Below are 25,392 nucleotides of genomic sequence, written 5' to 3' on the forward strand. Positions count from 1 at the left end.
TGCGTTGCAAGACAATTCATGGTTGCGATAGCATATTCCAATAGAAAACATACGACTGTTGCGACAATGCAACACCGATTTGTCTTGACCTTACTGGGACTCCATTCAGCCGGCTATAGATGCTGCAAGTTCAGCAAATATTGGAGCGTGCATTAGTGACTTATAATATAGCAACAAAATTGGCTCATCTGGCGGCTATGGTCGGTGCGACAATGCTGTTTGTGATCAGCGCGGCCATCGCCGAGGACGCCAAGCCCGCCGAGACCAAGCCCGCTGACGCCAACCCATGGGTTGTAAATTGCTCGTCGGGATCGTCCGGCACCGAGCTGCAATGTCAGGTCTCGCAGAACCTCACCGAAGCCAAGACCGGTCAGCGGGTGCTGACGGTGACGGTCCGCCGCCAGCAGGGCGGCCAGGGTTTCGCCATGCTGCTTGCCTTACCGCACGGCCTGTTCCTGCCTTCGGGCGCCTCCTATCAAATCGACGGCGGCAAGAAAGTCACCGTCGCCATCCAGACCAGCGACCAGAACGGCGCCTATGCCGCGGTGCCGCTGGCGCCTGAACTGGTCAAGACGATGCGGATCGGGGCGACGCTGAACATCGGCATGGAATCGGTCACCCGCAAACCGGTGACGATCCCTGTTTCGCTGAAAGGCTTCGGCGCCGCGATCGATAAGCTCGAAGCGACCAAGTAACTGCCAGAGCGTTTCACCGTTTCATGGAAACGGCGAAGCGCTCTAACTCTTTGTTTTGACGCAATTCCGGACGGAAAACCGCTCACACTTTTCCTGGAATTGCTCTAGGTTCAGGCAAAGCTTCAGCTTTGGTGCCGGTAGTCCTCGATCGACTGCGGCTTCATTTCAATCGAGAAACCCGGTGCGGCCGGCGGCATGTAGGCGGCGTCGCGGATGATGCAGGGCTCGAGGAAATGCTCGTGCAGATGGTCGACATATTCGATCACCCGCCCGTCCTTGCTGCCTGAGATCGCGACATAGTCGATCATCGACAGATGCTGGACGTATTCGCACAGGCCGACGCCGCCGGCATGCGGCCATGCGGGCAGGCCGAACTTGGTGGCGATCAAGAGCACCGCCAGCACCTCGTTCAATCCGCCCATGCGGCAGGAATCGATCTGCACGACATCGATGGCGCCGCCGGCGATGAACTGCTTGAACATGATGCGGTTCTGGCACATTTCGCCGGTGGCGACCTTGATCGGCGCCACGGCCTTGCGGATCTTGGCGTGGCCGGCGACATCGTCCGGGCTGGTCGGCTCCTCGATGAAGAATGGCTTGGCGAAGGCCAGGTCCTTGAGCCAGTCGATCGCCTGGTCGACCTCCCAGACCTGGTTGGCGTCGATCATCAGATAACGATCCGGGCCGATCACCTCGCGGGCGATCCGCAAACGGCGGATGTCGTCGGCGCGGTCACGACCGACTTTCAGCTTTATGTGGTCAAAGCCCTGATCGACCGCTTCCTGGCAAAGCCGCCTGAGCTTGTCGTCGGGATAACCAAGCCAGCCGGCCGAGGTGGTGTAGCAGGCATAGCCTTCGCGCTCGAGCGTGGCGATGCGTTCGGCTTTGCCGGCCTCGGCCTCCTTGAGGATTTCCAGCGCCTCGGCCGGTGTGATCGCGTCGGTGAGATAGCGGAAATCGACGATGCGCACGATCTCTTCCGGGCTCATCTCGGCGACCAGGCGCCAGACCGGCTTGCCGGCCTCCTTGGCCCATAGGTCCCAGACGGCGTTGACAACGGCGCCAACGGCAAGGTGCATGGCGCCCTTGTCAGGGCCGATCCAGCGCAATTGGCTGTCGCCGGTGACGTGACGCCAGAAGCGGCCGGGATCCTGCTTGACCCAGTCGAGGTCGAGCCCGACGATCAGGTGGCGCAGCGCCTCGATCGCCGCGCAGCAGATCTCGTTGCCGCGGCCGATGGTGAAGGTGAGGCCGTGGCCTTTGAGCCCTTCGCTGTCTGTGTCTAGAATGACGTATGCGGCCGAATAATCCGGATCCGGATTCATCGCGTCCGAGCCGTCGAGACTCTGCGATGTCGGGAAGCGCAAGTCGAAGGTTCTGAGGTCGGTGATCCTGGTCATTGTCTGCCTCGTAACTGAATTACCGCCTGCCCTGCTCGCCGAACCGACGTCAGATCGACCAGCCGCCGTCGATGTTATAGGCCTGTCCGGTCGTGTAGCTGGCGCCGGCTAAATAAACGGCGAGATCGGCGATCTCTTCGGCCGTGCCCAGCCTGCCCATGGGCTGGCGGGCGATGAAAGCCGCGCGGGCCGTCTCGTAGTCGCCTTGCGCACGCATGCGGCCTTCCAGCGACGGGCTTTCCACCGTGCCGGGGCAGATGGCGTTGCAGCGGATGCCCTTAGCGACATAGTCGGCCGCGATCGACTTGGTCAGGCCGATGACGGCGGCCTTGGTGACGCCATAGGCGAAGCGGTTCGGAACGCCCTTCGGCGCACCGGCGACCGAGGACATGTTGATGATCGACCCGTCGCCGCGTTCCAGCATGCCGGGCAGCACGGCGCGGATGGTGCGGATCATGGCGCGTACATTGAGATTGATGGCGAAGTCGAGATCCTCGTCCTTCATCTCGAGGATCGAGCCTGAATGGACGAAGCCGGCGCAGTTGAACAGCGCGTCGACGCGGCCGATTTCGGCGAAAGCGGTCTTCACCGCCTCGTCATTCAGCACATCGAGTTTTCGCGCCGTAATACCGGGCGTCTTGGCCAGTTCGGCCAGGGCCGCCTCGTTGATGTCGGTGGCGTGGACGATGGCGCCGGCCTTGGCGAAGGCCAGCACGCTTGCCCGACCGATGCCTTGCGCGGCCGCGGTGACGACCACGACTTTGCCTGTGATATCCGCCATGTTGTTGTCTCCGTCTTTCAGGTGGGCCGTCGCTCGACGATGTAGATGTGATCCGCCGCCAGCACGACCTCGTCGCGCTGGTTCAAAACCTCGAGGCGTTCGATGACACGGCCTGACGCAGGGCGCTTCGGGTCATCCTCTTTCGCGGCAATCGTGGTGCGCGTGCGGATCGTGTCGCCGATGAAAACAGGTTTGATGAAGCGCAGCCGGTCATAGCCGTAGGAGAAGGCGACCGGGTTGATGACACTCGCCGTCAGGCCGACGCCAACCGAAAACACCAGCGTACCATGCGCGATGCGCTGGCCGAAGGGCGTGGTCTTCATGAACTCGGCGTCCATATGGTGCGGGAAGAAATCGCCGGTGTGACCGGCATGGACGACGAAATCGGTCTCGGTGATGGTGCGGCCGCTGGTCAGGCGGGACGTGCCGATCTCATAGTCCTCGAAATAGGTGATCTGTTCCATGGCGCGGTTCTACGGTTTTGCGGCCAGCGGCGTCGCGGGCGAGGCGCTCGATTTGTACGCGGCCTCGACCAGCGCCATGGTGTTCCAGGCATCCTCGACGGAGCTGACCAGTTCGGCGTCTTCGCCGGCGGCGAAGCGCTGGACATTGGCCATGCGGCCGACAAAGGCGTCGGGGAACCACTCGCCGGAAAGCGGCACGGCGACCCAATCCGATCCGCCCTTGGGGTGGATTTCCAATATGTCGGGCTCGCCGCGCGGATAGTCGAGATTGAGGCCGAGCTTGACGTAAGCCGCGCCCTCGGTGCCGCAGATGCGGAATTCGCAAGCCTGGTAGCGGCGGCCGAATTTGTGGTCGTGGTTGATGGACAGCCCGCAGCGCACCGTATCGCCATAGTCGAGGATGGCGCTGGTGCGGGTCTGCGCGACCTTGTGGTTGGGATGGCCGAGCGTCTTGGCGTGGACGCCAAGCGGATCGCCGAGAAGCTGGCGGATCAGGTCGAGATAGTGGATCGAATGCATGGCGATCTCGACGCGCGGCGCCTTGAGCAGGAACTCCCAGAGCTGCCACGGCGTGTCGAGCGCGAGAAGCGCGTCGAAATCGATGACCTCGCCAAGCCATCCGTGGGCGATCGCATCCTTCAGCGCCAGCATCATCGGCGCGAAGCGGAGCTGGAAATTGACCGCGGCCTTGAGCTGCTTGGCGCGGCAGATTTCGAGGATTTCGGTTGCCTCGCCAAGGTAGTTGCCCATCGGCTTCTGGATCAGCGCCACCGCGCCGTCCGGCAGTGCCTGCAGCACCCCGGCATGCCGTCCGGGCGGTGTGGCCAGGTCGAAGATCGCGTCCTTGACGGAAGCGGCCTCTTCGACCGAACGGAACGCCACTACACCCCATTTGTCGGCCAGGGTCTGCGCCTTGGCCTGATCCGGATCGTAGAGGCCTGAAATCGGAAAGCCGGCTTTGCGATAGGCGGGAAAATGCGCGTCGCCGACGATCGACCCGGCGCCGAAGGTGACGATCGGGCGCGGCTTCGCCGGCTTGGGCCAGGACTGCGCCAGCGATGCGGGATCGAAAGCCTCAGTCATGATGGAAGACTTCAGCCATCGTTGCCCACCATTCGCCTTCCTTGCGGGTCGCCAGCGGCTCCTGGCAAGGCATGCAGACAGCCCACCATTCCTGCGTCTTGGGGTCGGCGGCCATCTTGGCCATGTCGGCGGCGTAGTCGCTGCCGTGATATTCGAAATAGGAGAACAAGAGGTTTTCCGGCCGCTTCAGATAGATCGAATAATTCTTGATGTTGCAGGCCGAGATCATGCTGAGGACGTCCGGCCACACAGCGGCATGGAGGCGGACATATTCCTCGACCTTCTCGGGCTTCAAGCCCAGCACCATGCCCATGCGCTGCATCTTCGCCTCCCTATTTCGCGATCACCGTGGTGAATTCGGCGATGCTTCTGGCCTTCACGGCGTCCCAGTCCCAGTCGATGCCGATGCCCGGATCGCTGGGCGCCAGCGCGTGGCCGTCCTCGATGCGCATCTTCTTACCCGTCAATTCGTCGAGTTGGGGAATATATTCGACATATTTCCCGTTCTGGACGGCGCAAGCCAGGCTGACATGCAGTTCCATCAGGAAATGCGGGCAGACGGGCATGTCGAAGGCCTCCGCCGCATGGGCGACTTTCAGCCAGGGCGTGATGCCGCCGATGCGGCCGACATCGACCTGGATGATGTTGCAACCGCCCTTTTGCATGTATTCGCGGAAATGCCTGATCGAATAGAGCGACTCGCCGACGGCGATCGGCGTCGCCGTCGAATTCGACAGGCGTACATGGCCATCGATGTCGTCGGCCGGCAGCGGCTCCTCGATCCAGGCAAGGTCGAGCTCGCGCAGCCGCTCGGCGCGGCGGATCGCCTCGTCTATGGAAAAGCCCTGGTTGCAGTCGGTCATGATCTCATAACCGTCGCCGACCGCCTTGCGCACCGCCGACAGCCGCGAAAAATCCTCCGAGCCGTGCGGCTTGCCGATCTTGACCTTCGAGCCGGTGAACCCCTTGGCTTTGGCAGCAAGCGCGTCGTCGACCAAAGCCTGCGTCTCGATGTGCAGCCAGCCGCCTTCGGTGGTGTAGAGCTGGCAGCGGTCCTTGGCGCCGCCGGCAAGCTTCCACAGCGGCAGGTTCTGCTTCCTGGCGCGCAAATCCCACAAAGCGGTATCGATGGCGGCCAGCGCGATGGCGGTGATTGCGCCTATCGTGGTGGCGTGGGTGGCAAATTCGAGATCGTGCCAAATCGCCTCGATCTGGTCGGCGTCGCGGCCGATCAAGCGCGGCGCGAGATGGTCGGCCAGAAGCCGCATGACCGACGAGCCGCCGGTGCCGATCGTATAGCTGTAGCCGGTGCCTGTCGCCCCGTCGGCATCGGTGATGGTGACGATCGGCGTCTCCTGGCTGACGAAGCTCTGGATGGCGTCGGTGCGCTTCACCTTCGGCACGAGGTCGACCATGCGCAACTCGATTTTCTCGATCTTCGCCATGTCAGCTCCTCAGCGACTTGCCGGTTTCGGCGGAAAACAAATGCGCGCGGCTCAGATCGAAGCTCATACCGATCCTGTCACCCGCTTTCAGCGGCCTGGGGTTGAGCATGCGCGCCACCCAGTCGACACCGTCGAACTCGGCGAAGACCAGCGTTTCATTGCCGAGCGGCTCAGTGATGCTGACCGGCAGCTCGACGCGATGCACCTCGGTTTCGCCGCCAGAGCTCAGACCGTGGCCGGTTGGGAAGAAGTCGTCCGGCCTGACACCGAAGACGACCTTGTCGCCGGCCGCCGTCCTCGACTTGAACTGGCCAGGCAGCGGCAGGCTGCCGCCGCCGCCGAAGACCAGTCTGCCGTCGCTGACGGTCGCCTCGTGCAGGTTCATCGGCGGCGAACCGATGAAGCCGGCGACGAAGCGGGTCGCGGGGCGGCTGAAGACTTCATCGGGCGTGCCGACCTGTTCGATATAGCCTGACCGCATGATGACGATGCGGTCGGCGAGCGTCATCGCCTCGACCTGGTCGTGCGTGACGTAGATCACCGTCGACTTGACCTTGGCGTGCAGTTTCTTGATCTCGGTGCGCATCTGTGTCCTGAGCTTGGCGTCGAGGTTGGAGAGCGGCTCGTCGAACAGGAAGACATCCGGGTCGCGCACGATGGCGCGGCCCATGGCGACGCGCTGGCGCTGGCCGCCGGAGAGCTGCGAGGGCCGACGTTCAAGCAGTTCGTCGAGGCCTAGGATAGCGGAGGCCTCGGCGACGCGCCGGTCCATGTCATCCTTGGCGACGCCGGCGATCTTCAGCGAGAAGCCGAGGTTTTCACGCACCGTCATATGCGGATAGAGCGCGTAGGACTGGAACACCATCGAGATGTTGCGCGAGCGCGGCGGCAAATCGTTGACCAGGCGCCCGCCGATATCGATCGTGCCGCCGCTTATATCCTCGAGGCCGGCGATCATGCGCAAAGTCGTCGACTTGCCGCAGCCCGACGGGCCGACCAGCGCGATGAACTCGCGGTCGGCGATGTCGAGATCGATGCCATGCACGATGTCGATGTTGCCGTAGCGCTTGGCGAGTTTTTTGAGGGAAACATTTGCCATGGGATCAGCCTTTCACCGCACCGGAGGTCAGGCCGCCGACAAGGTGTTTCTGGACGATATAGGTGAGGGTGAGCGCCGGGATGATCATGACCACGGCTAAAGCGCACATGCCGCGCCAGTCGATGGTGAATTCGGCCGTGTAGTCGAGCAGCCCGACCGGCAGCGTCTTGGAGTTGACGGAGCGCGTAAGCTGCGAGGCCAGCGCGAACTCATTCCAGCAGGTGAGAAAGGCGAAGATAGCGGCCGATGCGATGCCGGGTCGGGCCAACGGGAATTCGACCTGCCAGAACGCCTGCCAGCGCGTGCAGCCATCGATCTGGGCGGCCTCAGCGAGATCCTTCGGTACCTGGCGAAAGAAGCCGTCGATCAGCCAGATCGTGAAGGGGATGTTCAGCGCCACATAGGCGAGGATCATGCCGAAATGCGTGTCGATGATACCGAGCCGCGCGTAGACGAAGAAGAGCGGCAGCGACATGGCGACGCCCGGCACGGTGCGGGTCAGCATCAGGCCGAGGAACATGCCCGACTTGCCGCGGAAGCGGTAGCGGGCAAAGGCGTAGCCGCCGGCCATGCCGATGGCGACGGCGATCACCGTCGAGGACACCGAGATGATCAGCGAATTGCGGAAATAATCGATGACCGGAATGCCGCCCTTGCCGATGCCGCTAAACATAGCGACATAGGCGTCGAAGGACAGCTCGCGCGGGATCCATACCGGTGGCTTGGCCATGATCTCGACCGTTGGTCTGAGCGACGACAGCACGATCCAGATACCGGGCAGGCAGATCAGCAGCATGGCCAAGAACAGGCTTACGCGATGCGCGACGGTCAGCGCGCTGCGCAGCAGGCGGGCGGAGGCGTTCTCGTCCATCATCACCACTCCGCGCCGATCTGCGCGCGCGCCGCGGCGAGCTTGTTGTAGAAATAGACGGTGAAAGCGATCGACAGCAGGATCGAGAAATAGGCCATGGCGTTGGCGAGCCCCATGCGGGCATCGCTGTAGGCGGTGCGCCCGATCAGCGTCCATAATAGCTCGGTGCGGCCCGCCGGTCCGCCATCGGTCATGATCTTGACGATGTCGTAGGCGCGCGCGACGTCGAGCGAGCGGATCGTCATGGCGATGTAGGCGAAAGGCATGACGAACGGCCAGGTGACATAGCGGAATGTCTGCCAGGGCGTGCAGCCATCGACGCGTGCCGCCTCGATCGGCTCCTTCGGCATGGCGAGCAGGCCGGCGAGGATCAGGATCGCGAAGATCGAGGTCGACGACCAGATTTCGGCGATGGAAATGGCGATGAATGCAAGATGGCCCTCTATCAGCCAAGGTATGGCGTCGCGGGTGAGCCCTAGCGACTGCAGCGCGTTGTTCACCAGACCGATGTTGTCATTGAACATGAACTTGAACTGGAAGCCGACCAGGATCGGCGAGAACATCATCGGGAACATCATCAGCGTGCGCAGGATGCGCTGGCCGCGCGTTGCCTTCTCGACCAGCATCGCCAGGCCGAGGCCAAGCAGCATTTCGAGGTTGAGCGCGACGGTGAGCAGAAGCACCGTCCTGCCGAAGGCGTACCAGAAGTCCGGATTGGTCAGGATCGAGACATAGTTCCTGAAGCCGATCAGCACGAAGAAGGTCTCGGGCCGGGTCAGGCGAAAGGGGGTGAAACTGGAATAGAGCGAGAGCAGCAAAGGCACGAGCACCACCGCCGCCAGCACGACGAGGGCCGGCAGCAGGAGCAGTATCGGCGCGGATGGCTTGAAGCCCTTCATCGGGACCCTGTGAGCGAAGTGACTGATCCATCTCCGGCGTGACCCGAGGATGGTGTTATGCGGGCAATAGGCTGGCGCCTCCCCAGGGTGGCCGGAGAGGCGATTTCCTGGCGACGAAGCTTAGAGCTTGCCAGCGTCCTGGAGAATCTGCGTCGCCTTGGCGGCGGCGTCATCGAGCGCCTGCTTGGAGGTCTTGTCGCCGAGGATGGCGGCCTGCAGCTCAGGATAGACGGCGTTGGATATCTCGATCCATTCCGGCGTCTGCGGTACCGGGAAGGCGTTTTTGGCGGCTTCCTGGAAGGCCTGCAGCACTTGGGTCTTGTACGGATCGGACTTCGCCTGATCGATGTCCCACTCCCATACCTTGGTGCGGGTCGGCAGCGGACCTGCAGCGGCTTCCAGCTTCTGGCTGTCCTCGTTGGTCAACCACCAGACCAGCGAGGCGGCGGCGTCCTTGTTGGCGCAGTTCTCGGTGACCGAGAAGCCATGCGCGCCGGACCAGCCGGAACGCTTGCCAGACGAGCCCTTGGGCTGGACCTTGACGCCGACATTGCCGGCGACCTTCGACGACTTCGGATCGTTGAAGAAGCCGGCCCAGCCCGGCCAGTCGAGATTGATGGCCACCGTGCCCGAAGCAAAACCCTGGCCGAGATCGTCCCACAGATAGTTGGTCGTGCCGGCCGGCACAGCCTTGGCCTTGTAGAGATTGACGAACCAGTTGAGCGCCTTGACGCCGGCTTCGGAATTGAAGGCCGGCTTGCCGTCCTTGAGATACTCGCCGCCGTCGGCGATCACCATCTCGTAGAAGCGGCCGTTGATCGCCTCTTCCTTGCCGGCAAATTGCGTGCCGTAGAAATCAGGCGGACTGGCGAAGAATTCCGCCTGCTGCGCCATCTCGTCGAACGTGTCCGGCGGCGCGAGTTCCTCGCCATACTTGTCCTTGTAGGCCTTCTTCTTGGCTTCGTCCTGGTAGAGGCTCTTCTGGTAGTAGAGCGCCGAGACGTCGAACTGCGCGCGCGGCAGCATCACCAGCTTGCCGTCCAGCGTGCCGGCGGCGACGTTGGCCGGAACGAAGGCGTCGATCTCCTCCTTCGGCAACAGCTTGGCAAGGTCGGTATAGATGCCCGGATATTGCGGCGCGAACGAGGTGTGGTTGGAGCCGACGCACCAGGTGATCGAGTTGGAGGCGATGTCCGACTTGATCTCCTTGTCGAGATCGAAGTGGTTCTTCTTCGACAGGATGTTGACCTTGGCGCCGGTCAGCTTCTCCCATTCGGGAATGCGCTCGTAAAGCTTTTCATATTGCTGGCCGCCGATCAGCTTGGCGTCGATCGTCACGTCCGGGAACTTGCCGGGCAAATCGGCCGAAAACGCCGTGCCACTTAACAGCAGGCCAACCAGGCCGGTGGAAATGCCTAGAAGCAGTCTCGTCATGTTCTCCTCCCAACAGCTCACGGCGGCGACTCGCCGAATGCGCAGTCGATCGCTTAAGCTTCATTCATATGCAAATAGCATTTTCATACCCGGGTCAAGCCGATTGTGCTTCCAGTAGCGGCAAAGTCATGCATATATGCAGATTGAAATTCACTGGAGGGTTGCTGGTGGCCGAGGACGAAGACGGGGATCGCTACCGCGCGCCGGCGCTCGACAAGGGGCTGGACATTCTCGAGTTGCTGTCCAGCGTCGATGGTGGGTTGACGCAGGCCGAGATCGCCAAGCGGCTCGACCGCAGTCCGAACGAGTTCTACCGCATGCTCGACCGGCTGGTGCGGCGCGGCTATGTCACCAAGATCGACGGCGACCGCTATTCGCTGACGCTCAAGCTTTTCGGCCTAGCGCAATTGCATGCGCCGGTGCGCAGGCTGGTTTCCTATGCGACGCCGATCATGCGCGAGCTGGCCGAAACGTCGTGGCAGGCAAACCAGTTGGTCGTGTTCGACCGCGGCGCCGCCGTGGTTATCGCCCAGCAGGAAGCGCCGCGCTACTGGGGCATCTCGATCCGCGTCGGCTCACATATCAGCCTCTTCGATACCGGTTCCGGCCATGTGCTGCTCGCCTTCCGCTCGCCGGAAGAGCGCGAGATGATGATCGCCGAACATCTGCAGAGCACGGATGACCTGAAGCTGCAGCCGGACTTCTTCGCCCGTCTCGACCAGGTACGCGACCGCGGCTACGAGATGATGGCGTCGCTGCAGACGGCCGGCGTCTACAATCTTTCGACACCGGTGCTGGGGCCCGACGGAAGGGCAATCGCGGCGCTCACCATCCCCTACATCACGCTCGTCAACGCGCCCAAAGCACCGGACATAACATTGACCATCCAGCATCTGCAGGGCGCGGCGTCCAGATTGTCGCAGCTGGCCGGGTCCGACGTGCCGCAATCGTCCTAAATTTCTTATTTGAATAATGGATTTTTCAGCGGGATAGTGCCTTAGAGCGGGATGAGTTCAAAAGCAGCCGGCCATCCAGCTCTAAGGGTTTGTTTTTTGGAGCATGATCTCATCCGAAAAGTCTGCAACTTTTCGGGATCATCCTCCAGGGCCACGGAGGAGACGCCGCCATGATCATCGACACGCATCTGCACCTCATCGACCAGGCCGCGTTGCGCTATCCGTGGCTGGCCGGGGTGCCGGCGCTGAATCGTGATTTCTCCTACGCCGAATACGCCACCGATGCGCTGCGCTGCGGCATCGAGGCCGTGCTGCATATGGAGGTCGATGTCGACCCGGCCGACATCGACGCCGAGACGGCTTATGTGAAGTCGCTCGCCGGCCAGGCCGGCAGCCTGCTGAAGGGCGCGATCGCTTCCTGCCGGCCGGAAGAGGCCGGTTTCGAAGCCTATCTAGAGACGGTCAAGGCGGACCCATTCGTGAAAGGGTTCCGGCGCGTGCTGCATGTCGTTGCCGACGATGTTTCGGAAGGGGCGCAGTTTCGCCAGAACATCAAGCGGCTGGCCGGCACCGGCCTGACCTTCGACCTGGTGGTGCTGCCGCACCAGATCCCGAAAGCCATCGCGCTCGCCGACCTGGCGCCCGACGTGCAGTTCGTCCTCGACCATTGCGGCGTGCCCGACATCAAGGCCAATGCCGAGCATCCGTGGCGCGAGCACATGGAGGCCATCGCCAGGCGGCCGAACGTCACCGCCAAGATCTCCGGCGTCGTCGCCTATGCCGACCCGGCGACGTGGACGGTCGATACGCTGCGACCCTATGTCGAGCACACGATCCGCTGCTTCGGCTGGGACCGGGTGATCTGGGGCAGCGACTGGCCGGTCTGCACGCTGGGCGGCGGGCTGACGACCTGGATCGCCGCCACACATGCGTTGCTTGCCGGCACGAGCGACTCCGAGCGGGCACGCCTGCTCTCGGGTAACGCGAGACGGTTGTGGCGGCTTGGCTAGATTAGTCGCTGTCGGCGAGCATTCGCGCCGGCACACCGAGTTCTGGCCCGGCATCGGCAAGCCGCTGATCGAGCGTATATATCGTGGCGCCATGCCCCGATGCGATGGCGAGATGCAGCGCGTCCCCCGCGCGAAGCCCTAGATCGTGTCGATCGCCAAACTTCGCTGCCGCCCGGAATTGCCCGCCGGTCACGCCCAGGACGGTAAAGCTTTCAGCGACCAGCCTGTTGAACATGGCGAGCACTGTGGCGCGCTGTTCCAGGCTGATTTGTCCAGTGCGTAGCTTGATCGTCATGGCGGACGACATCTCGGTGACTGTCCAGTCGCTAATGAGAAGCTGCGCCGGCTCCTGTTCCGTCAGCCAAGCCTGCACACGCGGCGTCATCGCCTCGTTGGAGAGCGCGGCGACGATCAGCGACGTATCGAGATAGAGCATCAGTAGCGATCGCCATCCCGCATCGACCGCACGAGATCGGCGGCGCTTCGCGACTGGGCCGGCATCGCTGCCGTCAGCGATCGAAGCAACGCAACATCGATCGGTTTGCGCGGCCTGGCTACGGCAGTGAGCCGCGCGACCGGCTTGCCGCGACGAGTGATGTCGATCGAATCGCCCGCCTCGACCCGATCTACCAGTTCACTGAGGTGGGCCTTGGCATCCGCCAGATTGATCGCATTCATGTCACACGCTCCTGACCATGTAGATAGTCATATAGCACGTCTGGCCCGACGATTCCAGAACGACGCTTCTCTGCGGTCAGCTGAGCAGATAGGAGTTCAATCTAGATCGTCGTGCGAACGTGCCGCTCGCGGCCGTAGAGCGAGACCAGCAACAGGATGACCAGGCCGAGAGCAGCCTGCACCGTCGACGGCCGGAAACCCAAGCCGATCAGCAGCGTGTTGATCTCGGTGAGAACCAGGACGCCGGCAATGGTGCCGAGATAGCTGCCGCGCCCACCGACAAGTGCTGCGCCGCCAACGACGACGGCGGCAATGGTCTGGAACAGATAGGGCTGGCCGACATCGCCATAGGCCGAGCCGGTGAAGCCGAGCAAAAGCACGCCGGCGACCGCCGCGAAAAAAGCGCTCGCCGCATAGGTGACGACCCACATAAGCAGCGGATCGATCAGGGCGAGCGGTGCCGCCTCCGGGTTGCTGCCGACCGCGTAGAGCCGGCGGCCATAGGGTGTGCGGGCGAGCACCAGCACGATCAGCGCCGTCAGCACGACAAGACACGGGACCAGCAAGGGCACAGGCAACGGGCCTACCGAGCCGCCGATGGAGACGAAGCTGGACACGGCTTCGGGCGCGGAGCCCGATGGGAAGCCGCCGGTCCACAACAGCACGGCGCCCTGCACGATCATGCCGATGCCGAGCGTGACGATCAGCGGATGGATGTTCAGCCCGCGCGCGATCAGGCCGTTGAGCGCGCCGATGGCGATGGCAAGTATACCGACCAGGATACATACCAAGGCGAAGTTCCAGCCCTGACCATAAAGCTGCGCCGCCACGACATTGGCGAAGCCGATGACGAAGGGGATCGACAAGTCGATGCCGCCGAGGATGACGACCAGCGTCTGGCCAATGGAAGCGACTGCCAGCAGGGAGGCGATGACCAGAAGCGCGCGGATGGCGAAGGGCGCGGAATAGCCGGGGATGAGCAGCGTGCCGACGATCTGAAGCAGCAATGCCATCGCAAAGGCGCCGGCGATGCGGGCGTTGGTGGACTGGAACCAGTTGCGCGTCATCACGGTCGGCCTTTCCGCGTCGAAAACCGCTCCTGCAGCGCCGTCAGCACCACGGCGACGACGAGGATCAGGCCATAGGCGATCTGCAGCACATAGGTGGAGACGTTGAAGGTGGTGAGCAGGCTCTGCAGCAGGAAGATGTCGATGGCGCCGATCGCGGCGCCGCCTAGACCGCCGCGACCGCCGGCGAGGCTGACACCGCCAAGCGCCACCGCGGCAATCGCGATCAGCGTATAGGTCGCGCCTATGTTGGGATCGGCCGAGCCGATGAGCGAGGTGAGCATCAAACCGGCCGCCGCCGCGAACAGCCCGGTGAGCACATAGGCGGTCAGCCGCACCTTGGTCACCGGCACGCCGGCGGTATAGGCGGCGCGGTCGTCGCTGCCGACAGCCATTAGAAGGTCGTGATAAGGTGTGCGGCAAATGAGCAGCCAGCACAGGCCGATCAACGCCAGCGGCAGGACCGAGAGCGGCCCGGACATGGCCTTCAGCCAATCGGGCGCCGGGCCGATGGGCGCCGGCAGGATGGTGAGCGTGATGCCGGTCAGGATGAGGTAGGTGCCGAGCGTCGCCACGATCGGCTGGATGCGCACGATTGTCGCCAGCACGCCATTGGCGGCGCCGACCGCGGCACCGACGAGAAGCGCCGCGGGAACGATGATCCATGGTGACGAAATGCCGAGATTCAGGAACAGCACCTGGATGACCAGGGCGTTGACGAAACCCATCAGCGGTCCGACCGAGATGTCGATGCCGCCGCGCCCGGCCAGGATGACCGGCGCCGAGGCAATCGCCGCGCCGATCAAGGGGGCCGCGAGCCCGAGCAGCGTGCCCCATCCGGAAGGCTGAAAGCGCGCGGGATTGAGCGCGATGTTGAGCACGAGCAGGACGACCAGCATCACCACGGCAAAGCCGACGCCGCTGAGTTTGCGAAAGATCGGGCTCATGCGGCGCGTCCGAACATGGCGGCGATCACTGCATCCGTTGTCATCTGGGCACCGGAAAACGCCGCCGACACGCGCTGCTCGCGAAACACCAGCACGCGGTGGCAGAGAAGCAGTATCTCCTCGATCTCGCTGGACAGGATCACCAGTGCCATGCCCTCGGCGGCAAGGCCGCGGAAGACGTCGTAGAGCACGTGGCGGGTCGCCACATCGACGCCGCGCGTCGGGTCATTGAGCAGGAGGAAGTTTGGTTCAAGGGCAAGGGCTCGCGCCAACAACACCTTCTGCTGGTTGCCGCCGGACAGAGTGGTGATGGCCGCATCGGGACGCGGCGCGACGATGCCGAGCTTCTCGCGGTAGGCGTCATAACGCCGGCGCCGCGCCGCGAAGCTGAGAAGCCCGAAACGACGGTCGTTCGCCACGGTGGAAATGGCAAAATTGTCGAGCACCGACTGCGTCGGGAAAATGCCTGTAGCGCGCCGGTCGCGCGGCAAATAGGCGATGCCGCCGGCGACAGCCTTGCGGAAGCTGGTGATCGACCCGGCCTTGCCGTCCACAGTGACCGCACCGGCCACCGGCCGCTCCAGGCCGGCGAGCGTGCGCAGGAAGCGCTCCTGGCCATGGCCGTCGAGGCCGGCAAGGCCGACGATCTCGCCTGGAGCGATGGCCTGGCTGATCGGATCGACACCGGGCGCGATCACAAGGTCGCGGACGCGAAGGGCCCTGGCATCAGCCATGCGCCAGCTCCGCCGCGGTTTGCGGCGCCATGGCCGCCAGGAGCTCAGCCGGCGTGGACACGGCGCGTTCCTCGGTCTTCACCACGCGGCCGGCGCGCAGGATCGATATGCGGTCGGACAGTTCCATCACTTCGTCCATGCGGTGGGTGATGAACAGGATCAGCGTCCCCTGCCCGGCGAGTGAGCGCATCAGCGTAAAGACCGATTCGCGGTCGGCGAAATCGAGCGCCGCGGTCACTTCGTCGAGGATCAGCACGCGCGGCTCGCGGATGATGGCGCGGGCAAGCACGACGAGTTGCCGCGCGGCGAGAGGCAGTTCGCCGCAAGGCTGGTCAAGATCGATCGGCGTCACCGCGAAGCGGCCGAGTGCAGCCTGCGCCCGGCTGCGCCGGTCGCCGCGTGGCACAGTCCGCCGCCAGAGGCCATCAAGGCCGAGCAGGATGTTATCTGTCACCGAGCGGTCAGGCGCGACCAGCACCTCCTGGAAGACGGTGGCGAAGCCGGCGGCCTGGAAGTCGACGGGCTTGGTTCCGGAGAACGGCTTGCCGTCGAGCAGGATCGCGCCGCCGTCAGGCTGCACGATGCCGGACAAAAGCTTGACCAGCGTGCTCTTGCCCGAGCCGTTCTCGCCAAGAATCGTATGGATCGTGCCGGGCCGGAAGGCGATCGATCCCTGCGCCAGCGCGACCGTTTCGCCATAGCGTTTGGAGACGCCTTGGACTTCGAGCATGTTGTTTTCCGAAAATGGAGAAGCCGGCTCTTCAGGAAAAGCCGGCTTCGCATGACATCACTTGGCGCAGGCGTCCGGCACCTTGGAATAGTCCCAGCCCTTGGTCGGCGCCGGATTGCTGAAATAGGCGTCGAGCACGTCCTCGGGCATCGGGTCGGTCGGCGGCACCGGGAAGACCGAAACGGCGTCCGCCGTCATGCAGTCCTTGTACCATTTGTCGAGCTCGGCGGCATGCACCGGCGGGATCGGGATCAGCAGCGTGTTGAGCTTCGGCTTCTGGCCGTCGAGCATGCGCTCGCCGACGCGGAACAACGTCTGCGCCGTCCAGCCCGGCAGCACGGCATGGCCTTCGAAGTGGTACTTGTCGGGATTGGCCTTCCAGTAGCCGAGCGCATCGCCGGTGATAGAGCCGGTGATCAACGGCGCCGGACGGCCGGCTTCGGCGAAGGCTTCGGCAACGACGCGGCTTTCGCTGCCGGTGGTCCAGACCGCGTCGATCGGCGCCGGGTTGGTGGCGATCGCCTGCAGCACCACCGTCTTGGTGACGTTGGCCGTCCAGTTGCCGTTGACGGTGCGCGCGACTTTGAGGTCCTTGTTTTCGCCAAGCGCCTTGTCGGCGCCCTGCTTTTCCTGGACGACGATCGGGTGCCCGGCGATGCCTTCGACGACCAGCACGCTCGAATCGGCCTTTGCCTTGCCGATCGCCGTCATCATGTCATAGCCCCAGCGGGCATAGTTGGAATCGACATTGATGGCGTTGGGGCTGGTGATCGAGCCGGCCGCCGTGATGAAAGGAATGCCCGCCTTGGCCGCGGCATCCACGGCGTCGTCGAGCGCCGTCGCCGAGCCGGGGATGGAGGTGATGATCGAGCACTTCTTGTCGATGAAGGCGCGGATCTGGTTGATCTGCTGGCTGGGATCGTTGTTGGAATCCGACACTTCGAAGCTCGACACCGTGCCGTCGGCAATCAGCCCGTCGACCAGCCGCTTCAACTCCTTGGTCACCGAGACGCGCCACGGATTGCCCTGGTAGCTTTCCGAGTGGCACCATTTCCACGGCTTGGGCGGCGGCGTGAAATTGTCCCAGGCCGATGGCAGCACCTTTTGCGGGGCGCCGTCATATTGCGCCTTGAGCACATCCGGCAGGCCGTCGATCGCCGATTTCACGTCCGCCGCGTGCGCCGCGAGCGGGATCGACATCAAGGCTGTTGCGGCGAGCAGGCCGCGTATCAGGCTGGTCATTTTTTTCCTCCCTTGGTTGCAGTGAACTGGCCGGCTGCAGCGACCGGCGCGAAACTTTCGCGAAAAAGACGATTGATGTCGGCGACGACGCGCCGGGCGTCGTGCTTGCCGGCGAGACCCTCGTTAAGGCGGTCGGACGCATGCTGCTGGAACGCCATATAGCCGTCATGACGCGGGCGGACCCAGGCGCCTTCTAGCGTGGCACGGGTGGCGCGATAGAAGTTGCCGGTGGCGGCATTGACGGCATTGTCTTCCCAGGCCGCGGCATGGCCGGGCTGACCGCCGGCGGTGGCATAGGGTCCGCGCTGCACGTCGCCGCTGGCGATCCAGTAGGCGAAGTCGATGGCCGCCTCGCGTTCCGCGGAAAAGGCCGATACGGCAATGCCGGTGCCGCCCATCGCCGAACCGACCGGGCCGTCGCCGCCGGCCACGGGCATGTCGGCAAAAGCGATAGGGTGTGGACGAAAACCCCTAACGGCATAAGGAACATAGCCGTAGATCAACGGCGCGCAGGCGATGGTCGATAGAGGTTCGGCCATTCTTTCGAACACCGCGATCGGATCCATCGTCAGGCAAGCGGGATCGACGAGCGCGGCGATCTCGCGCAGCATCTCGAAGGCGGTTCCGCCGGTCTCTCCATCGACAAGGCCGCCCGGGCCGTCGACCGCGCAGGGCCGGCCGAGATCGGCGGCCAAAGTGTAGAAGCACATCAGCGAATGCGGTGGCCTGAGCGGCAAAAGCACGCGGCCCTGCTCGGCAAGCTGCAGCACTTCCGTCCAGATCGTCGGCGCGGCCCCGATCAGATCGGAACGCCAGGCCTGCACCTGGGTTGCCGCATCGATCGGAAAGGCCCATTGCCGGCCCTGCCAAGTGTAGCTCGGATAGGAGCGGCCGACACTTGCCCTCGCCAACGCTTCGCGCTCGGCCTCGCGGCCCGGAACATCGAGCGGCGCCAGGCATTTCTCGGCGGTGATCTGGCCGACATGCGGGTGGTCGATGACGATTAGATCATAGGCGCGGGCGAGCTCTTCGACCGGAAAGGATTCGAAATCCTGCAGCGAGCGTCTTTCCCATTCGATCGAGACGCCGGTCTTGTCCTTCCACAGCGCCGAGCACGCCACCATCGGATCGTAACCGCGCGGGTGGCTCCAGGTCATGCCTTTCAGCGCAACACCGCTCACAGGCCGAACTCCGCGCGGATTCTGTCGCTGTGCTCGCCAATGCGGGGTGCTGCGCGATCCACCATCGGACGCGCGCCGTCGACACGCAGCGGCGAGCGCGTGGTGAGGATCGAGACATTGTCCTCGCGCGTCACCGTCTGCAGCATGTCGAGCGACTTGAAGCCGTCGCTCGCCATCATTTCCGGCCAGGTCAGCACCTTGGCGCACCAGATGTCGGCGGGCTCCAGAATGGCCAGCCACTCGTCGGTGGTCTTTTGCGCGATGCGTCCGGCAATGATCGCCTTGATCTCGTCGCGCGCGGTGAACCAGGTCGCCGGCTTGTCGCGGAAGGGCGCGAGCTCCGGCAATTCCAACAGATCGGCGAGCTTCGGGATCGGCGTCATGGCAATTGCCAGGTAGCCATCCTTTGCCGGGTAAACACCGTAAGGCGCCGAGAGGTAAGCGTGCGCGCTGCGGAAGGACGAGCGCTTCGGCAGGCGGCGGCCGTCATTGAGATGCGTGGTCAGCACCTCGAACTGGAAATCGATCAGCGCCTCGAGCAGGCTGGTCTCGACATGGCCGCCTTGGCCGGTAATGCCGCGCCGCACCAGCTTGGCGAGGATGCCTTGCGCGCAGGCAGCGCCCGCCAGCATGTCGGCGATCGCCAGGCCGAACGGCACCGGCCCCTGCTCCTCATCGCCGTTCAGCCACATCACACCGGAGCGCGACTGCGCGAGCAGGTCCTGTCCGGGCCTTGTCACCCAGGGGCCTTCCTCGCCATAGCCGCTGATCGAGGCATAGACGAGCCGCGGGTTGATGGTCTTCACATGCTCATAGTCGAGACCGAGGCGTTCGATGACGCCCGGCCTGAAGTTCTGGATGAGCACGTCCGCCTTGGCGATGAGCCCACGCAGCGCGGCGAGGTCGGCCTCGTTCTTGAGGTCGATGGCAAGGCTTTCCTTGCCGCGGTTGATGGCGTGGAAAATGGTGGAATCGCCGCCAATCTCGGTGTCGCTGAGATAAAGCCGCCGCGACAGGTCGCCGCCGTCGGGCCGCTCGATCTTGATGACGCGCGCGCCAAGGTCGAGCAGGCGCAGCGAGCAATAGGGACCCGACAGGAACTGGCTCATGTCGACGACGACGAAGCCGGTCAGCGGAAGTTCGGTGTCAGCGGCCACGGTTCACTTCTCGGTCTTGCCGACGAAATCGGACGGGTTCTTGTATTTCACCGTCTGCAGATGCTCGCAGTAGAGCACCAGCTCTCCTTCACCCTTGAAGACTTCATAGCTGGCGCGGATCAGGCCCATGTCCTTGTAGCGCGGCTTTTTGTCGAGGTTGCTGCGGATCGAATAGATGGTGTCGCCGATGAAGACCGGCTTGATGAAGCGCAGCTTGTCATAGCCATAGGAAAAGGCGTTGACGCAGTTGGTGGCGACGAGGCCGAGCCCGGCCGAAAAGACGAAGGCGCCGGCCACCAGCCGCTTGCCGAAAATGCCCTCCCTTTCGGCGAACATCTGGTCCTGCACGTAAGGGTGGATGTCCAGCACCAGCGTATTGAACATATGGCTTTCGCCCTCGGCTATGGTGCGCCGAAGCGAGCGGATTTTGTGGCCGGGCTGCCAGTCCTCGTAGAACCAGTTTTCCGAATTCCAGACAGGAATGTCGGCATGCGCCTCGGGCATGTCGGTCGGGTGCGTCGAGGCGACACCGACGGTTGGCGAGAACGCGCTCATGCCACGCACCAGTCTTGCCGGGCGATGCCGGCAAAGCAATGCCGGGCATGATGCCGGATGGCGAGATGCATGTCGCTTTTCCTCCCTTCAATTTTCTTTTGTAAATAATATTTTCACATATGGGATTGCCTTGCAAGCGACGATCGGCGAAATTTTTGCTGACCGGCACTCGTGGACGGCGGCCGGGCCATGGGAGGAATTCGATGCAGAGCGCCTGTCTTGTGTTTGTCGGCAGCCTCAATCGCGAGGCGCCCTATTTTCAGGGCGCGCGTGGCGTCGGGCTTGGCGTCTACGCTTTCGACGAGGCCACACTTGCCACGCGGAAGCTTGCCGAGACCAACGAGGTCGACAACCCGACCTTCCTGTCGGTGACGCCGGACGGCTCTCGCATCTATGCCAATTCCGAGGTCTTCGCCTGGCGCGAGGGCACGGTGTCGGCCTATCGCTTCGAGCGCGCCACCAATACGCTCGCCTATATCAACAAGCAGCCGACGCTCGGCAGCATCACGGCGCACAACACCATCACCCGCGACCAAGCCAAGCTGCTGGTGGCCAATTACGGAATGGGAAGCGGCGGCCCTGACAAGGCTGTGTGCGTGTTCGGTTTGCAGGCCGATGGCGGCCTGACCGCGCCGCTGGCCAGCGTGGCGCATTCCGGCACCGGCCCCAATGCCGAGCGCCAGGAGCGGTCGCATGCCCACAGCGTCACCGAAACCATCCAGGGCGGTCTCGCCATCGTTGCCGATCTCGGCATCGACCAGCTGGTTTCCTATCGGATCGAGCCAGACGGTGGTCTAACGAAGCTGGCCTCGTCTCCACTCGCGCCCGGCGCCGGTCCGCGCCACGTTGCGCTGCATCCGAACGGCAGATTGGCGTTCGTCATGAACGAGCTCGACTCGACGGTGGTCTCGCTGGCGTTCGACCAATCCTCCGGCAAGTTGTCCGTGATCGACACCAAGCCCGCCGTGCCCGAGCCGGCGCGCACGACCAATCACTGCGCCGACATCCAGATCTCGCCCGACGGCCGCTTCCTCTATGGCTCGAACCGCGGCCATGACAGCGTCGCCATCTTCTCGGTCGATCAGCAATCGGGGGAACTGGCACTCGTCGACTTCACACCCTGTGGCGGCGCGACGCCGCGCAATCTGGCGCTGACACCCTCCGGCCGGCACCTGTTTTCGGCCAATCAGAACGCCGACCGCATTTCGATCTTCGCGCGCGATGAGACGAGCGGCCGTCTGACAGACACCGGGCGAACCATCGAGATCGGAACCCCGATGTGCGTGCGGATCACGCCGGACCCGCTCCGGTCCTAGGGGTTAGTCGACTTAGTGGACGGTTTTCAGCGGCCGACGCGAACAAACTGGCCGGTATAGGTCTGGCCGGCAAGCGCATAGGTAACGTTGAGCGTTCCTTCCGACAGCATCGCGGCGGTAATGTCGGCGCCATTCGGCAGGCGGCCCAGCTTCATGGTGTTGCCGGAAATCCTGCCTGAGCCGTCGGCGACGCCCGGCTTGTTGTCGGCGAGATCACCCCAGGCATAGCTGACCGTCACCTGCCCGCCCGAGGACACCGTCAACACCGCCAACTTGCCGTCATACATGCCGTTGAGCTGTCCGGCCCAGATGCCGGAGAATGCCGCATATTTGGCCGGAACGCCCTTGCCGGGCGGCGTGACCGAAACAGTCGTATCCAAAGCCGCCGAATTCGACGCGGCAGGCGCGGCAACGACAACCGGGGCAGGTTGCGGCTGAGCGGCAGGCTGTGTGTCAGGCGTAGACTGGCAAGCGACAAGCGCGATTGCCGCGAAGCCGAGCATCGGCCAGAGCCTGTTTGGTGGGGTCAATCCGAATCGAACCGACGACCTCTTGGATGCCATACATCGGGCCTTTCTTGCGTCCTGCTCGCGTTTGCCAGGTTGAGTTCAGAAACCTTATTGGTTCCGGCGCCAAACAGCTACACCGTTTCCTGCTGTCTTGGGTCGGCTGCCTCTGGTGGATGCCCTGCGCCCTCCGTCGCGGGAACCAAATTGCCGGGCTGCGGTTTGCCTCTTGAAGGGACCGCAGAAGGCGAAAGATGCGGAAAGATGCTCGAACACCAAAACATTGAACATGCCAAAGCCAGGATTCGGCTTGATCGTGCCGAACGCGCCCTTGGCAACGCCGAGGATATGCTCGGCGAGAATTGCGGCGCCGTCGTCGGTACTGCCTTGTGCTGCACCATTCGAGGCGCACGGCGGCGGGTCAAAGAGGCAAAAACGCGTCTCGCCAAGATCGATGCCTCGCGAGCGAATTGACGCCGGCCAATGATTGCCAATTTTGACATCGAGAGTGCCAAGACCGGCAACCTGTTTCGGGAAGCACGTATGGCCATGCTGACCCACCAAGCCCTTCGCCACATCGATCTCGCAGATCAGGCGGCCGAAAAGGTGGAGAAGGCTGCGGCTACTTTGGTCGAAGCTGCTCGTCGAGCTGACCTGCCTGCATCCTGATCGCCGAGCTTAGTGGCGCGCTGCGGCGCCCTGCGTTCTGGCTATTATGCGGCAAGGCGCCGAAGCGCCTGAACAAGTTGCAAATGCGAGACTGTTTGGTGGAGCCAATCGGAATCGAACCGACGACCTCTTGAATGCCATTCAAGCGCTCTCCCAACTGAGCTATGGCCCCACTCCCGGCAGTCAGCCGGCGCCGTTTCCGGCGAAGAGATCCGGCGCGGTTTGAGGGCCGCGCCGTCTTTCAGTGCTGGCGGCTTCTAGCGCCGCCTTCGGTCAAGATCAAGCCTTCAAAGGCCGCTTTTTCACCAAAGGCGAAAATGGCCGGCAAACGATCCGATCAGACCTCGTCGTCGTCGTCGCCGACGCCGATCATGTCGGCGACGTCATCGTCCTCTTCTTCCTCGTCGGCAAGGAAGGTGTCGTCGTCATCGTCGCCGAGATCGACATCTTCCTCGTCGTCGCCGAGATCGGGAAGATCGTCCGCGCCGCCCTTGGCCTCTTCGTCCGCGTCTTCCAGCGAGACGATCTCGGCGCCTTCTTCCTCCTCGGCGTCGACTTCCTTCTCGGCGACCTCCTCCTCTTCCTCGATGGCGGCAATCTTGCCATCATCGAAATAGGAACGCGGATAGCTCTTGCCGGTATAGGGCGAGACGATCGGGTCTTTGTTCAGGTCGTAGAATTTCCGCCCGGTTTCGGGGTCGACACGCTTTGTGCCAAGTTCAGCTTTCGCCACAGCAAGCCTCGTCAAAAAAAGAAGGGTCCCCTTAGCCGCAGTTGACGGCGCTGTCAAAGCCTAAAGCCGCCTCATGAAAAGGCGGCTTTCAAAGGCCCGCGCAAGGGGATGACCATTATTGCTCGCCGTGATACGAAACCGCCGCAACATCACGAACCGAGCCGGTCCGCCGGCACTATCATTTGGAAAAGACCATGTCTCACTCTGCCGCCCCTAAGCAGGCCACGGCCCGCATGTCGAAAGGGCTGAGCGGCGTCGCTCGCGTGCCGGGCGACAAATCCATCTCGCATCGCTCCTTTATGTTCGGCGGTCTCGCCTCCGGCGAGACCCGCATCACCGGCCTGCTCGAGGGCGAAGACGTGATGCGCACCGGCGCGGCCATGAAGGCGATGGGCGCGCATATCGAAAAGAACGGCGCCGAATGGGTGATCCGCGGCACCGGCAACGGCGCGCTTCTACAACCGGAAGGCCCGCTCGACTTCGGCAATGCCGGCACCGGCTCCAGGCTCACCATGGGCCTGGTCGGCACCTACGACATGGAGACGACCTTCATCGGCGACGCCTCGCTGTCGGGACGGCCGATGGGCCGCGTGCTGGAGCCGCTGCGCCAGATGGGCGTGCAGGTGTTGCAGGCAGCGCCCGGCGACCGCATGCCGATCACGCTGCGCGGCCCCAAACATGCAGCACCCATCACCTATCGTGTGCCGATGGCGTCCGCGCAGGTGAAGTCGGCCGTGCTGCTTGCGGGCTTGAACACGCCCGGCATCACCACCGTGGTCGAGCCGGTGATGACGCGCGACCATACGGAAAAGATGCTGAAGGGCTTTGGCGCCAACCTGACGGTCGAGACCGACGAGCGCGGCGTGCGCCATATCTTCATCGAAGGCCAGGGCAAGCTTACCGGACAGACGATCGCGGTTCCCGGCGACCCTTCTTCGGCGGGCTTCCCGCTGGTCGCCGCGCTCATCGTGCCCGGTTCCGACATCACGATCGAGAACGTGCTGATGAACCCAACCCGCACCGGCCTGCTTTTGACGTTGCAGGAAATGGGCGGCAGGATCGACATCCTCAATCCGCGCAATGCCGGCGGCGAGGACGTCGCGGACCTGCGCGTGCGGTATTCGGAGTTGAAGGGTGTCGCGGTGCCGCCGGAGCGGGCGCCGTCGATGATCGATGAATACCCGGTGCTGGCGGTCGCGGCGAGCTTTGCCGAGGGCGAAACGCTGATGCAGGGCCTGGAGGAACTGCGCGTCAAGGAATCCGACCGGCTGGCAGCCGTCGCCAACGGGCTGAAGCTCAACGGCGTCGACTGCACCGAGGGCGAGGCTTCGCTCGCCGTTCGCGGCAGACCAGGCGGCAAGGGGTTGGGCGCCCATCCCAATGGCCAGGACACGGCAGTGAAGACGCATCTCGATCACCGCATCGCCATGAGCTTCCTGGTGATGGGCCTGGCGACGGAAAAGCCGGTGACGATCGACGATGCCAACATGATCGCGACGAGCTTTCCGGAATTCATGGGGCTGATGACGGGACTGGGCGCGGAGATTGGGTGACGGGCGATGGGTTGGAGCCAACATGAGACGCCGGCGGGACAGCGCCCCCCTCTGTCCTGCCGGACATCTCCCCCACAAGGGGGGAGATCAGCTGTCATCACGGCTTTCGCCAATCGGCCACGTTGCAAGATTGAGCGGAGCGCCGAAACCGCCAATCTCCCCCCTCATGGGGGAGATGTCCGGCAGG

The 25,392-nt window shown here is 63.5% G+C and carries 29 protein-coding genes and 1 tRNA gene; 7 read left to right on the plus strand and 23 right to left on the minus strand.

Features of this window, described 5'->3' with window-relative positions:
* The first annotated feature begins 212 nt into the window (after nt 1-212).
* On the plus strand, nt 213-695 hold the full coding sequence (locus tag AB6802_RS01905; protein WP_371008302.1) for an invasion associated locus B family protein: 483 nt from the start codon (nt 213-215) through the stop codon (nt 693-695).
* Between the two features lie 122 nt (nt 696-817).
* Here AB6802_RS01905 and AB6802_RS01910 read toward each other — a convergent pair whose 3' ends face one another.
* The 10 genes from AB6802_RS01910 to AB6802_RS01955 form a co-directional block, all read right to left on the minus strand.
* Nucleotides 818-2,095 carry an L-fuconate dehydratase gene (locus AB6802_RS01910; protein ID WP_371008303.1) on the minus strand — a complete coding sequence of 426 codons (1,278 nt, stop codon included), beginning with the start codon at nt 2,093-2,095 and terminating at the stop codon, nt 818-820.
* 49 nt (nt 2,096-2,144) lie between these two features.
* Nucleotides 2,145-2,876, minus strand: a complete 732-nt coding sequence (locus AB6802_RS01915) for an SDR family oxidoreductase (RefSeq protein WP_371008304.1) — start codon at nt 2,874-2,876, stop codon at nt 2,145-2,147.
* A gap of 17 nt (nt 2,877-2,893) precedes the next feature.
* Nucleotides 2,894-3,340 (minus strand): MaoC/PaaZ C-terminal domain-containing protein, encoded by a 447-nt coding sequence (locus AB6802_RS01920; protein WP_371008305.1) that lies wholly within the window; start codon nt 3,338-3,340, stop codon nt 2,894-2,896.
* Nucleotides 3,341-3,349: 9 nt separating this feature from the next.
* The gene (locus tag AB6802_RS01925; RefSeq protein ID WP_371008306.1) at nt 3,350-4,423 is read right to left on the minus strand and encodes a Gfo/Idh/MocA family protein; all 1,074 of its coding nucleotides are present in this window, start codon (nt 4,421-4,423) and stop codon (nt 3,350-3,352) included.
* On the minus strand, nt 4,416-4,745 hold the full coding sequence (locus AB6802_RS01930; protein ID WP_371008307.1) for an L-rhamnose mutarotase: 330 nt from the start codon (nt 4,743-4,745) through the stop codon (nt 4,416-4,418). The genes AB6802_RS01925 and AB6802_RS01930 overlap by 8 nt, the downstream gene beginning before the upstream one ends.
* 10 nt (nt 4,746-4,755) lie before the next feature.
* Nucleotides 4,756-5,868 (minus strand): mandelate racemase/muconate lactonizing enzyme family protein, encoded by a 1,113-nt coding sequence (locus AB6802_RS01935; protein ID WP_371008308.1) that lies wholly within the window; start codon nt 5,866-5,868, stop codon nt 4,756-4,758.
* 1 nt (nt 5,869) lies between these two features.
* The gene (locus AB6802_RS01940) at nt 5,870-6,967 is read right to left on the minus strand and encodes an ABC transporter ATP-binding protein (RefSeq protein WP_371008309.1); all 1,098 of its coding nucleotides are present in this window, start codon (nt 6,965-6,967) and stop codon (nt 5,870-5,872) included.
* A gap of 4 nt (nt 6,968-6,971) precedes the next feature.
* The gene (locus tag AB6802_RS01945) at nt 6,972-7,838 is read right to left on the minus strand and encodes a carbohydrate ABC transporter permease (protein ID WP_371008769.1); all 867 of its coding nucleotides are present in this window, start codon (nt 7,836-7,838) and stop codon (nt 6,972-6,974) included.
* A 2-nt stretch (nt 7,839-7,840) separates the two neighbouring features.
* Complete coding sequence (locus AB6802_RS01950) at nt 7,841-8,737, minus strand: carbohydrate ABC transporter permease (protein WP_371008310.1); 897 nt, start codon at nt 8,735-8,737, stop codon at nt 7,841-7,843.
* 120 nt (nt 8,738-8,857) lie between these two features.
* The gene (locus AB6802_RS01955; RefSeq protein ID WP_371008311.1) at nt 8,858-10,171 is read right to left on the minus strand and encodes a sugar ABC transporter substrate-binding protein; all 1,314 of its coding nucleotides are present in this window, start codon (nt 10,169-10,171) and stop codon (nt 8,858-8,860) included.
* Nucleotides 10,172-10,338: 167 nt separating this feature from the next.
* Between AB6802_RS01955 and AB6802_RS01960 the strand changes: the two genes are divergently transcribed.
* Nucleotides 10,339-11,127, plus strand: coding sequence for an IclR family transcriptional regulator (locus tag AB6802_RS01960; protein ID WP_371008312.1), 789 nt, complete (start codon nt 10,339-10,341; stop codon nt 11,125-11,127).
* Nucleotides 11,128-11,297: 170 nt separating this feature from the next.
* Nucleotides 11,298-12,137, plus strand: coding sequence for an amidohydrolase (locus tag AB6802_RS01965; RefSeq protein ID WP_371008313.1), 840 nt, complete (start codon nt 11,298-11,300; stop codon nt 12,135-12,137).
* A 1-nt stretch (nt 12,138) separates the two neighbouring features.
* Here AB6802_RS01965 and AB6802_RS01970 read toward each other — a convergent pair whose 3' ends face one another.
* From AB6802_RS01970 to AB6802_RS02015, 10 genes are all read right to left on the minus strand, one after another.
* The gene (locus AB6802_RS01970; protein WP_371008314.1) at nt 12,139-12,573 is read right to left on the minus strand and encodes a type II toxin-antitoxin system VapC family toxin; all 435 of its coding nucleotides are present in this window, start codon (nt 12,571-12,573) and stop codon (nt 12,139-12,141) included.
* A complete protein-coding gene (locus AB6802_RS01975; protein ID WP_371008315.1) occupies nt 12,573-12,815 on the minus strand; it encodes a type II toxin-antitoxin system Phd/YefM family antitoxin in 243 nt (80 codons plus the stop codon). Before AB6802_RS01975 ends, AB6802_RS01970 begins: the two co-directional genes overlap by 1 nt.
* Nucleotides 12,816-12,916: 101 nt before the next feature.
* On the minus strand, nt 12,917-13,882 hold the full coding sequence (locus tag AB6802_RS01980; protein WP_371008316.1) for an ABC transporter permease: 966 nt from the start codon (nt 13,880-13,882) through the stop codon (nt 12,917-12,919).
* Nucleotides 13,882-14,829, minus strand: a complete 948-nt coding sequence (locus AB6802_RS01985; protein WP_371008317.1) for an ABC transporter permease — start codon at nt 14,827-14,829, stop codon at nt 13,882-13,884. The genes AB6802_RS01980 and AB6802_RS01985 overlap by 1 nt, the downstream gene beginning before the upstream one ends.
* Nucleotides 14,826-15,563 (minus strand): ATP-binding cassette domain-containing protein, encoded by a 738-nt coding sequence (locus tag AB6802_RS01990; protein ID WP_371008318.1) that lies wholly within the window; start codon nt 15,561-15,563, stop codon nt 14,826-14,828. Before AB6802_RS01990 ends, AB6802_RS01985 begins: the two co-directional genes overlap by 4 nt.
* Nucleotides 15,556-16,293 carry an ATP-binding cassette domain-containing protein gene (locus tag AB6802_RS01995; protein ID WP_371008319.1) on the minus strand — a complete coding sequence of 246 codons (738 nt, stop codon included), beginning with the start codon at nt 16,291-16,293 and terminating at the stop codon, nt 15,556-15,558. The genes AB6802_RS01990 and AB6802_RS01995 overlap by 8 nt, the downstream gene beginning before the upstream one ends.
* A 57-nt stretch (nt 16,294-16,350) precedes the next feature.
* On the minus strand, nt 16,351-17,535 hold the full coding sequence (locus AB6802_RS02000; protein WP_371008320.1) for a substrate-binding domain-containing protein: 1,185 nt from the start codon (nt 17,533-17,535) through the stop codon (nt 16,351-16,353).
* A complete protein-coding gene (locus AB6802_RS02005; protein WP_371008770.1) occupies nt 17,532-18,692 on the minus strand; it encodes an extracellular solute-binding protein in 1,161 nt (386 codons plus the stop codon). The genes AB6802_RS02000 and AB6802_RS02005 overlap by 4 nt, the downstream gene beginning before the upstream one ends.
* 20 nt (nt 18,693-18,712) lie before the next feature.
* Nucleotides 18,713-19,873: a CaiB/BaiF CoA transferase family protein gene (locus tag AB6802_RS02010; protein ID WP_371008321.1), complete on the minus strand. Its 1,161-nt coding sequence runs from the start codon at nt 19,871-19,873 to the stop codon at nt 18,713-18,715.
* A 3-nt stretch (nt 19,874-19,876) separates the two neighbouring features.
* The gene (locus tag AB6802_RS02015) at nt 19,877-20,428 is read right to left on the minus strand and encodes a MaoC family dehydratase (protein WP_371008322.1); all 552 of its coding nucleotides are present in this window, start codon (nt 20,426-20,428) and stop codon (nt 19,877-19,879) included.
* A gap of 203 nt (nt 20,429-20,631) precedes the next feature.
* Between AB6802_RS02015 and AB6802_RS02020 the strand changes: the two genes are divergently transcribed.
* Nucleotides 20,632-21,744 (plus strand): lactonase family protein, encoded by a 1,113-nt coding sequence (locus tag AB6802_RS02020; protein ID WP_371008323.1) that lies wholly within the window; start codon nt 20,632-20,634, stop codon nt 21,742-21,744.
* Nucleotides 21,745-21,770: 26 nt separating this feature from the next.
* Here the strand turns inward: AB6802_RS02020 and AB6802_RS02025 are convergent, their stop codons facing one another.
* On the minus strand, nt 21,771-22,247 hold the full coding sequence (locus AB6802_RS02025; RefSeq protein ID WP_371008324.1) for a hypothetical protein: 477 nt from the start codon (nt 22,245-22,247) through the stop codon (nt 21,771-21,773).
* A 267-nt stretch (nt 22,248-22,514) separates the two neighbouring features.
* Here AB6802_RS02025 and AB6802_RS02030 point away from each other — a divergent pair, with 267 nt between their 5' ends.
* Nucleotides 22,515-22,724, plus strand: a complete 210-nt coding sequence (locus AB6802_RS02030) for a hypothetical protein (protein ID WP_371008325.1) — start codon at nt 22,515-22,517, stop codon at nt 22,722-22,724.
* A gap of 9 nt (nt 22,725-22,733) precedes the next feature.
* Complete coding sequence (locus AB6802_RS02035) at nt 22,734-22,919, plus strand: hypothetical protein (RefSeq protein ID WP_371008326.1); 186 nt, start codon at nt 22,734-22,736, stop codon at nt 22,917-22,919.
* A 96-nt stretch (nt 22,920-23,015) separates the two neighbouring features.
* Here the strand turns inward: AB6802_RS02035 and AB6802_RS02040 are convergent.
* A tRNA-Ala gene (locus tag AB6802_RS02040) sits at nt 23,016-23,091 on the minus strand.
* A gap of 165 nt (nt 23,092-23,256) precedes the next feature.
* Nucleotides 23,257-23,652 carry a TIGR02300 family protein gene (locus AB6802_RS02045; RefSeq protein ID WP_371008327.1) on the minus strand — a complete coding sequence of 132 codons (396 nt, stop codon included), beginning with the start codon at nt 23,650-23,652 and terminating at the stop codon, nt 23,257-23,259.
* A gap of 194 nt (nt 23,653-23,846) precedes the next feature.
* Between AB6802_RS02045 and aroA the strand changes: the two genes are divergently transcribed.
* Nucleotides 23,847-25,205: a 3-phosphoshikimate 1-carboxyvinyltransferase gene (gene aroA, locus AB6802_RS02050; protein WP_371008328.1), complete on the plus strand. Its 1,359-nt coding sequence runs from the start codon at nt 23,847-23,849 to the stop codon at nt 25,203-25,205.
* Nucleotides 25,206-25,392: the final 187 nt, after the last annotated feature.

The sequence above is a fragment of the Mesorhizobium sp. RCC_202 genome, assembly GCF_041355295.1.
Lineage (GTDB): Bacteria > Pseudomonadota > Alphaproteobacteria > Rhizobiales > Rhizobiaceae > Mesorhizobium.

Bases quoted from the DNA above. Each gene is read 5' to 3' on its own strand.
- AB6802_RS01965 (WP_371008313.1), top strand. From the start codon at position 11,298: ATGATCATCGACACGCATCTGCACCTCATCGACCAGGCCGCGTTGCGC.
- AB6802_RS01945 (WP_371008769.1), bottom strand. From the start codon at position 7,838: ATGGACGAGAACGCCTCCGCCCGCCTGCTGCGCAGCGCGCTGACCGTC.
- AB6802_RS01970 (WP_371008314.1), bottom strand. From the start codon at position 12,573: ATGCTCTATCTCGATACGTCGCTGATCGTCGCCGCGCTCTCCAACGAG.
- AB6802_RS01980 (WP_371008316.1), bottom strand. From the start codon at position 13,882: ATGACGCGCAACTGGTTCCAGTCCACCAACGCCCGCATCGCCGGCGCC.
- AB6802_RS01925 (WP_371008306.1), bottom strand. From the start codon at position 4,423: ATGACTGAGGCTTTCGATCCCGCATCGCTGGCGCAGTCCTGGCCCAAG.
- AB6802_RS01910 (WP_371008303.1), bottom strand. From the start codon at position 2,095: ATGACCAGGATCACCGACCTCAGAACCTTCGACTTGCGCTTCCCGACA.
- aroA (WP_371008328.1), top strand. From the start codon at position 23,847: ATGTCTCACTCTGCCGCCCCTAAGCAGGCCACGGCCCGCATGTCGAAA.
- AB6802_RS01905 (WP_371008302.1), top strand. From the start codon at position 213: ATGCTGTTTGTGATCAGCGCGGCCATCGCCGAGGACGCCAAGCCCGCC.
- AB6802_RS02030 (WP_371008325.1), top strand. From the start codon at position 22,515: ATGCTCGAACACCAAAACATTGAACATGCCAAAGCCAGGATTCGGCTT.
- AB6802_RS01935 (WP_371008308.1), bottom strand. From the start codon at position 5,868: ATGGCGAAGATCGAGAAAATCGAGTTGCGCATGGTCGACCTCGTGCCG.
- AB6802_RS02025 (WP_371008324.1), bottom strand. From the start codon at position 22,247: ATGCTCGGCTTCGCGGCAATCGCGCTTGTCGCTTGCCAGTCTACGCCT.
- AB6802_RS02005 (WP_371008770.1), bottom strand. From the start codon at position 18,692: ATGACCTGGAGCCACCCGCGCGGTTACGATCCGATGGTGGCGTGCTCG.
- AB6802_RS01940 (WP_371008309.1), bottom strand. From the start codon at position 6,967: ATGGCAAATGTTTCCCTCAAAAAACTCGCCAAGCGCTACGGCAACATC.
- AB6802_RS02020 (WP_371008323.1), top strand. From the start codon at position 20,632: ATGCAGAGCGCCTGTCTTGTGTTTGTCGGCAGCCTCAATCGCGAGGCG.
- AB6802_RS01930 (WP_371008307.1), bottom strand. From the start codon at position 4,745: ATGCAGCGCATGGGCATGGTGCTGGGCTTGAAGCCCGAGAAGGTCGAG.
- AB6802_RS01990 (WP_371008318.1), bottom strand. From the start codon at position 15,563: ATGGCTGATGCCAGGGCCCTTCGCGTCCGCGACCTTGTGATCGCGCCC.
- AB6802_RS01920 (WP_371008305.1), bottom strand. From the start codon at position 3,340: ATGGAACAGATCACCTATTTCGAGGACTATGAGATCGGCACGTCCCGC.
- AB6802_RS01975 (WP_371008315.1), bottom strand. From the start codon at position 12,815: ATGAATGCGATCAATCTGGCGGATGCCAAGGCCCACCTCAGTGAACTG.
- AB6802_RS02015 (WP_371008322.1), bottom strand. From the start codon at position 20,428: ATGAGCGCGTTCTCGCCAACCGTCGGTGTCGCCTCGACGCACCCGACC.
- AB6802_RS02035 (WP_371008326.1), top strand. From the start codon at position 22,734: ATGATTGCCAATTTTGACATCGAGAGTGCCAAGACCGGCAACCTGTTT.
- AB6802_RS01955 (WP_371008311.1), bottom strand. From the start codon at position 10,171: ATGACGAGACTGCTTCTAGGCATTTCCACCGGCCTGGTTGGCCTGCTG.
- AB6802_RS02000 (WP_371008320.1), bottom strand. From the start codon at position 17,535: ATGACCAGCCTGATACGCGGCCTGCTCGCCGCAACAGCCTTGATGTCG.
- AB6802_RS01915 (WP_371008304.1), bottom strand. From the start codon at position 2,876: ATGGCGGATATCACAGGCAAAGTCGTGGTCGTCACCGCGGCCGCGCAA.
- AB6802_RS01995 (WP_371008319.1), bottom strand. From the start codon at position 16,293: ATGCTCGAAGTCCAAGGCGTCTCCAAACGCTATGGCGAAACGGTCGCG.
- AB6802_RS01950 (WP_371008310.1), bottom strand. From the start codon at position 8,737: ATGAAGGGCTTCAAGCCATCCGCGCCGATACTGCTCCTGCTGCCGGCC.
- AB6802_RS01985 (WP_371008317.1), bottom strand. From the start codon at position 14,829: ATGAGCCCGATCTTTCGCAAACTCAGCGGCGTCGGCTTTGCCGTGGTG.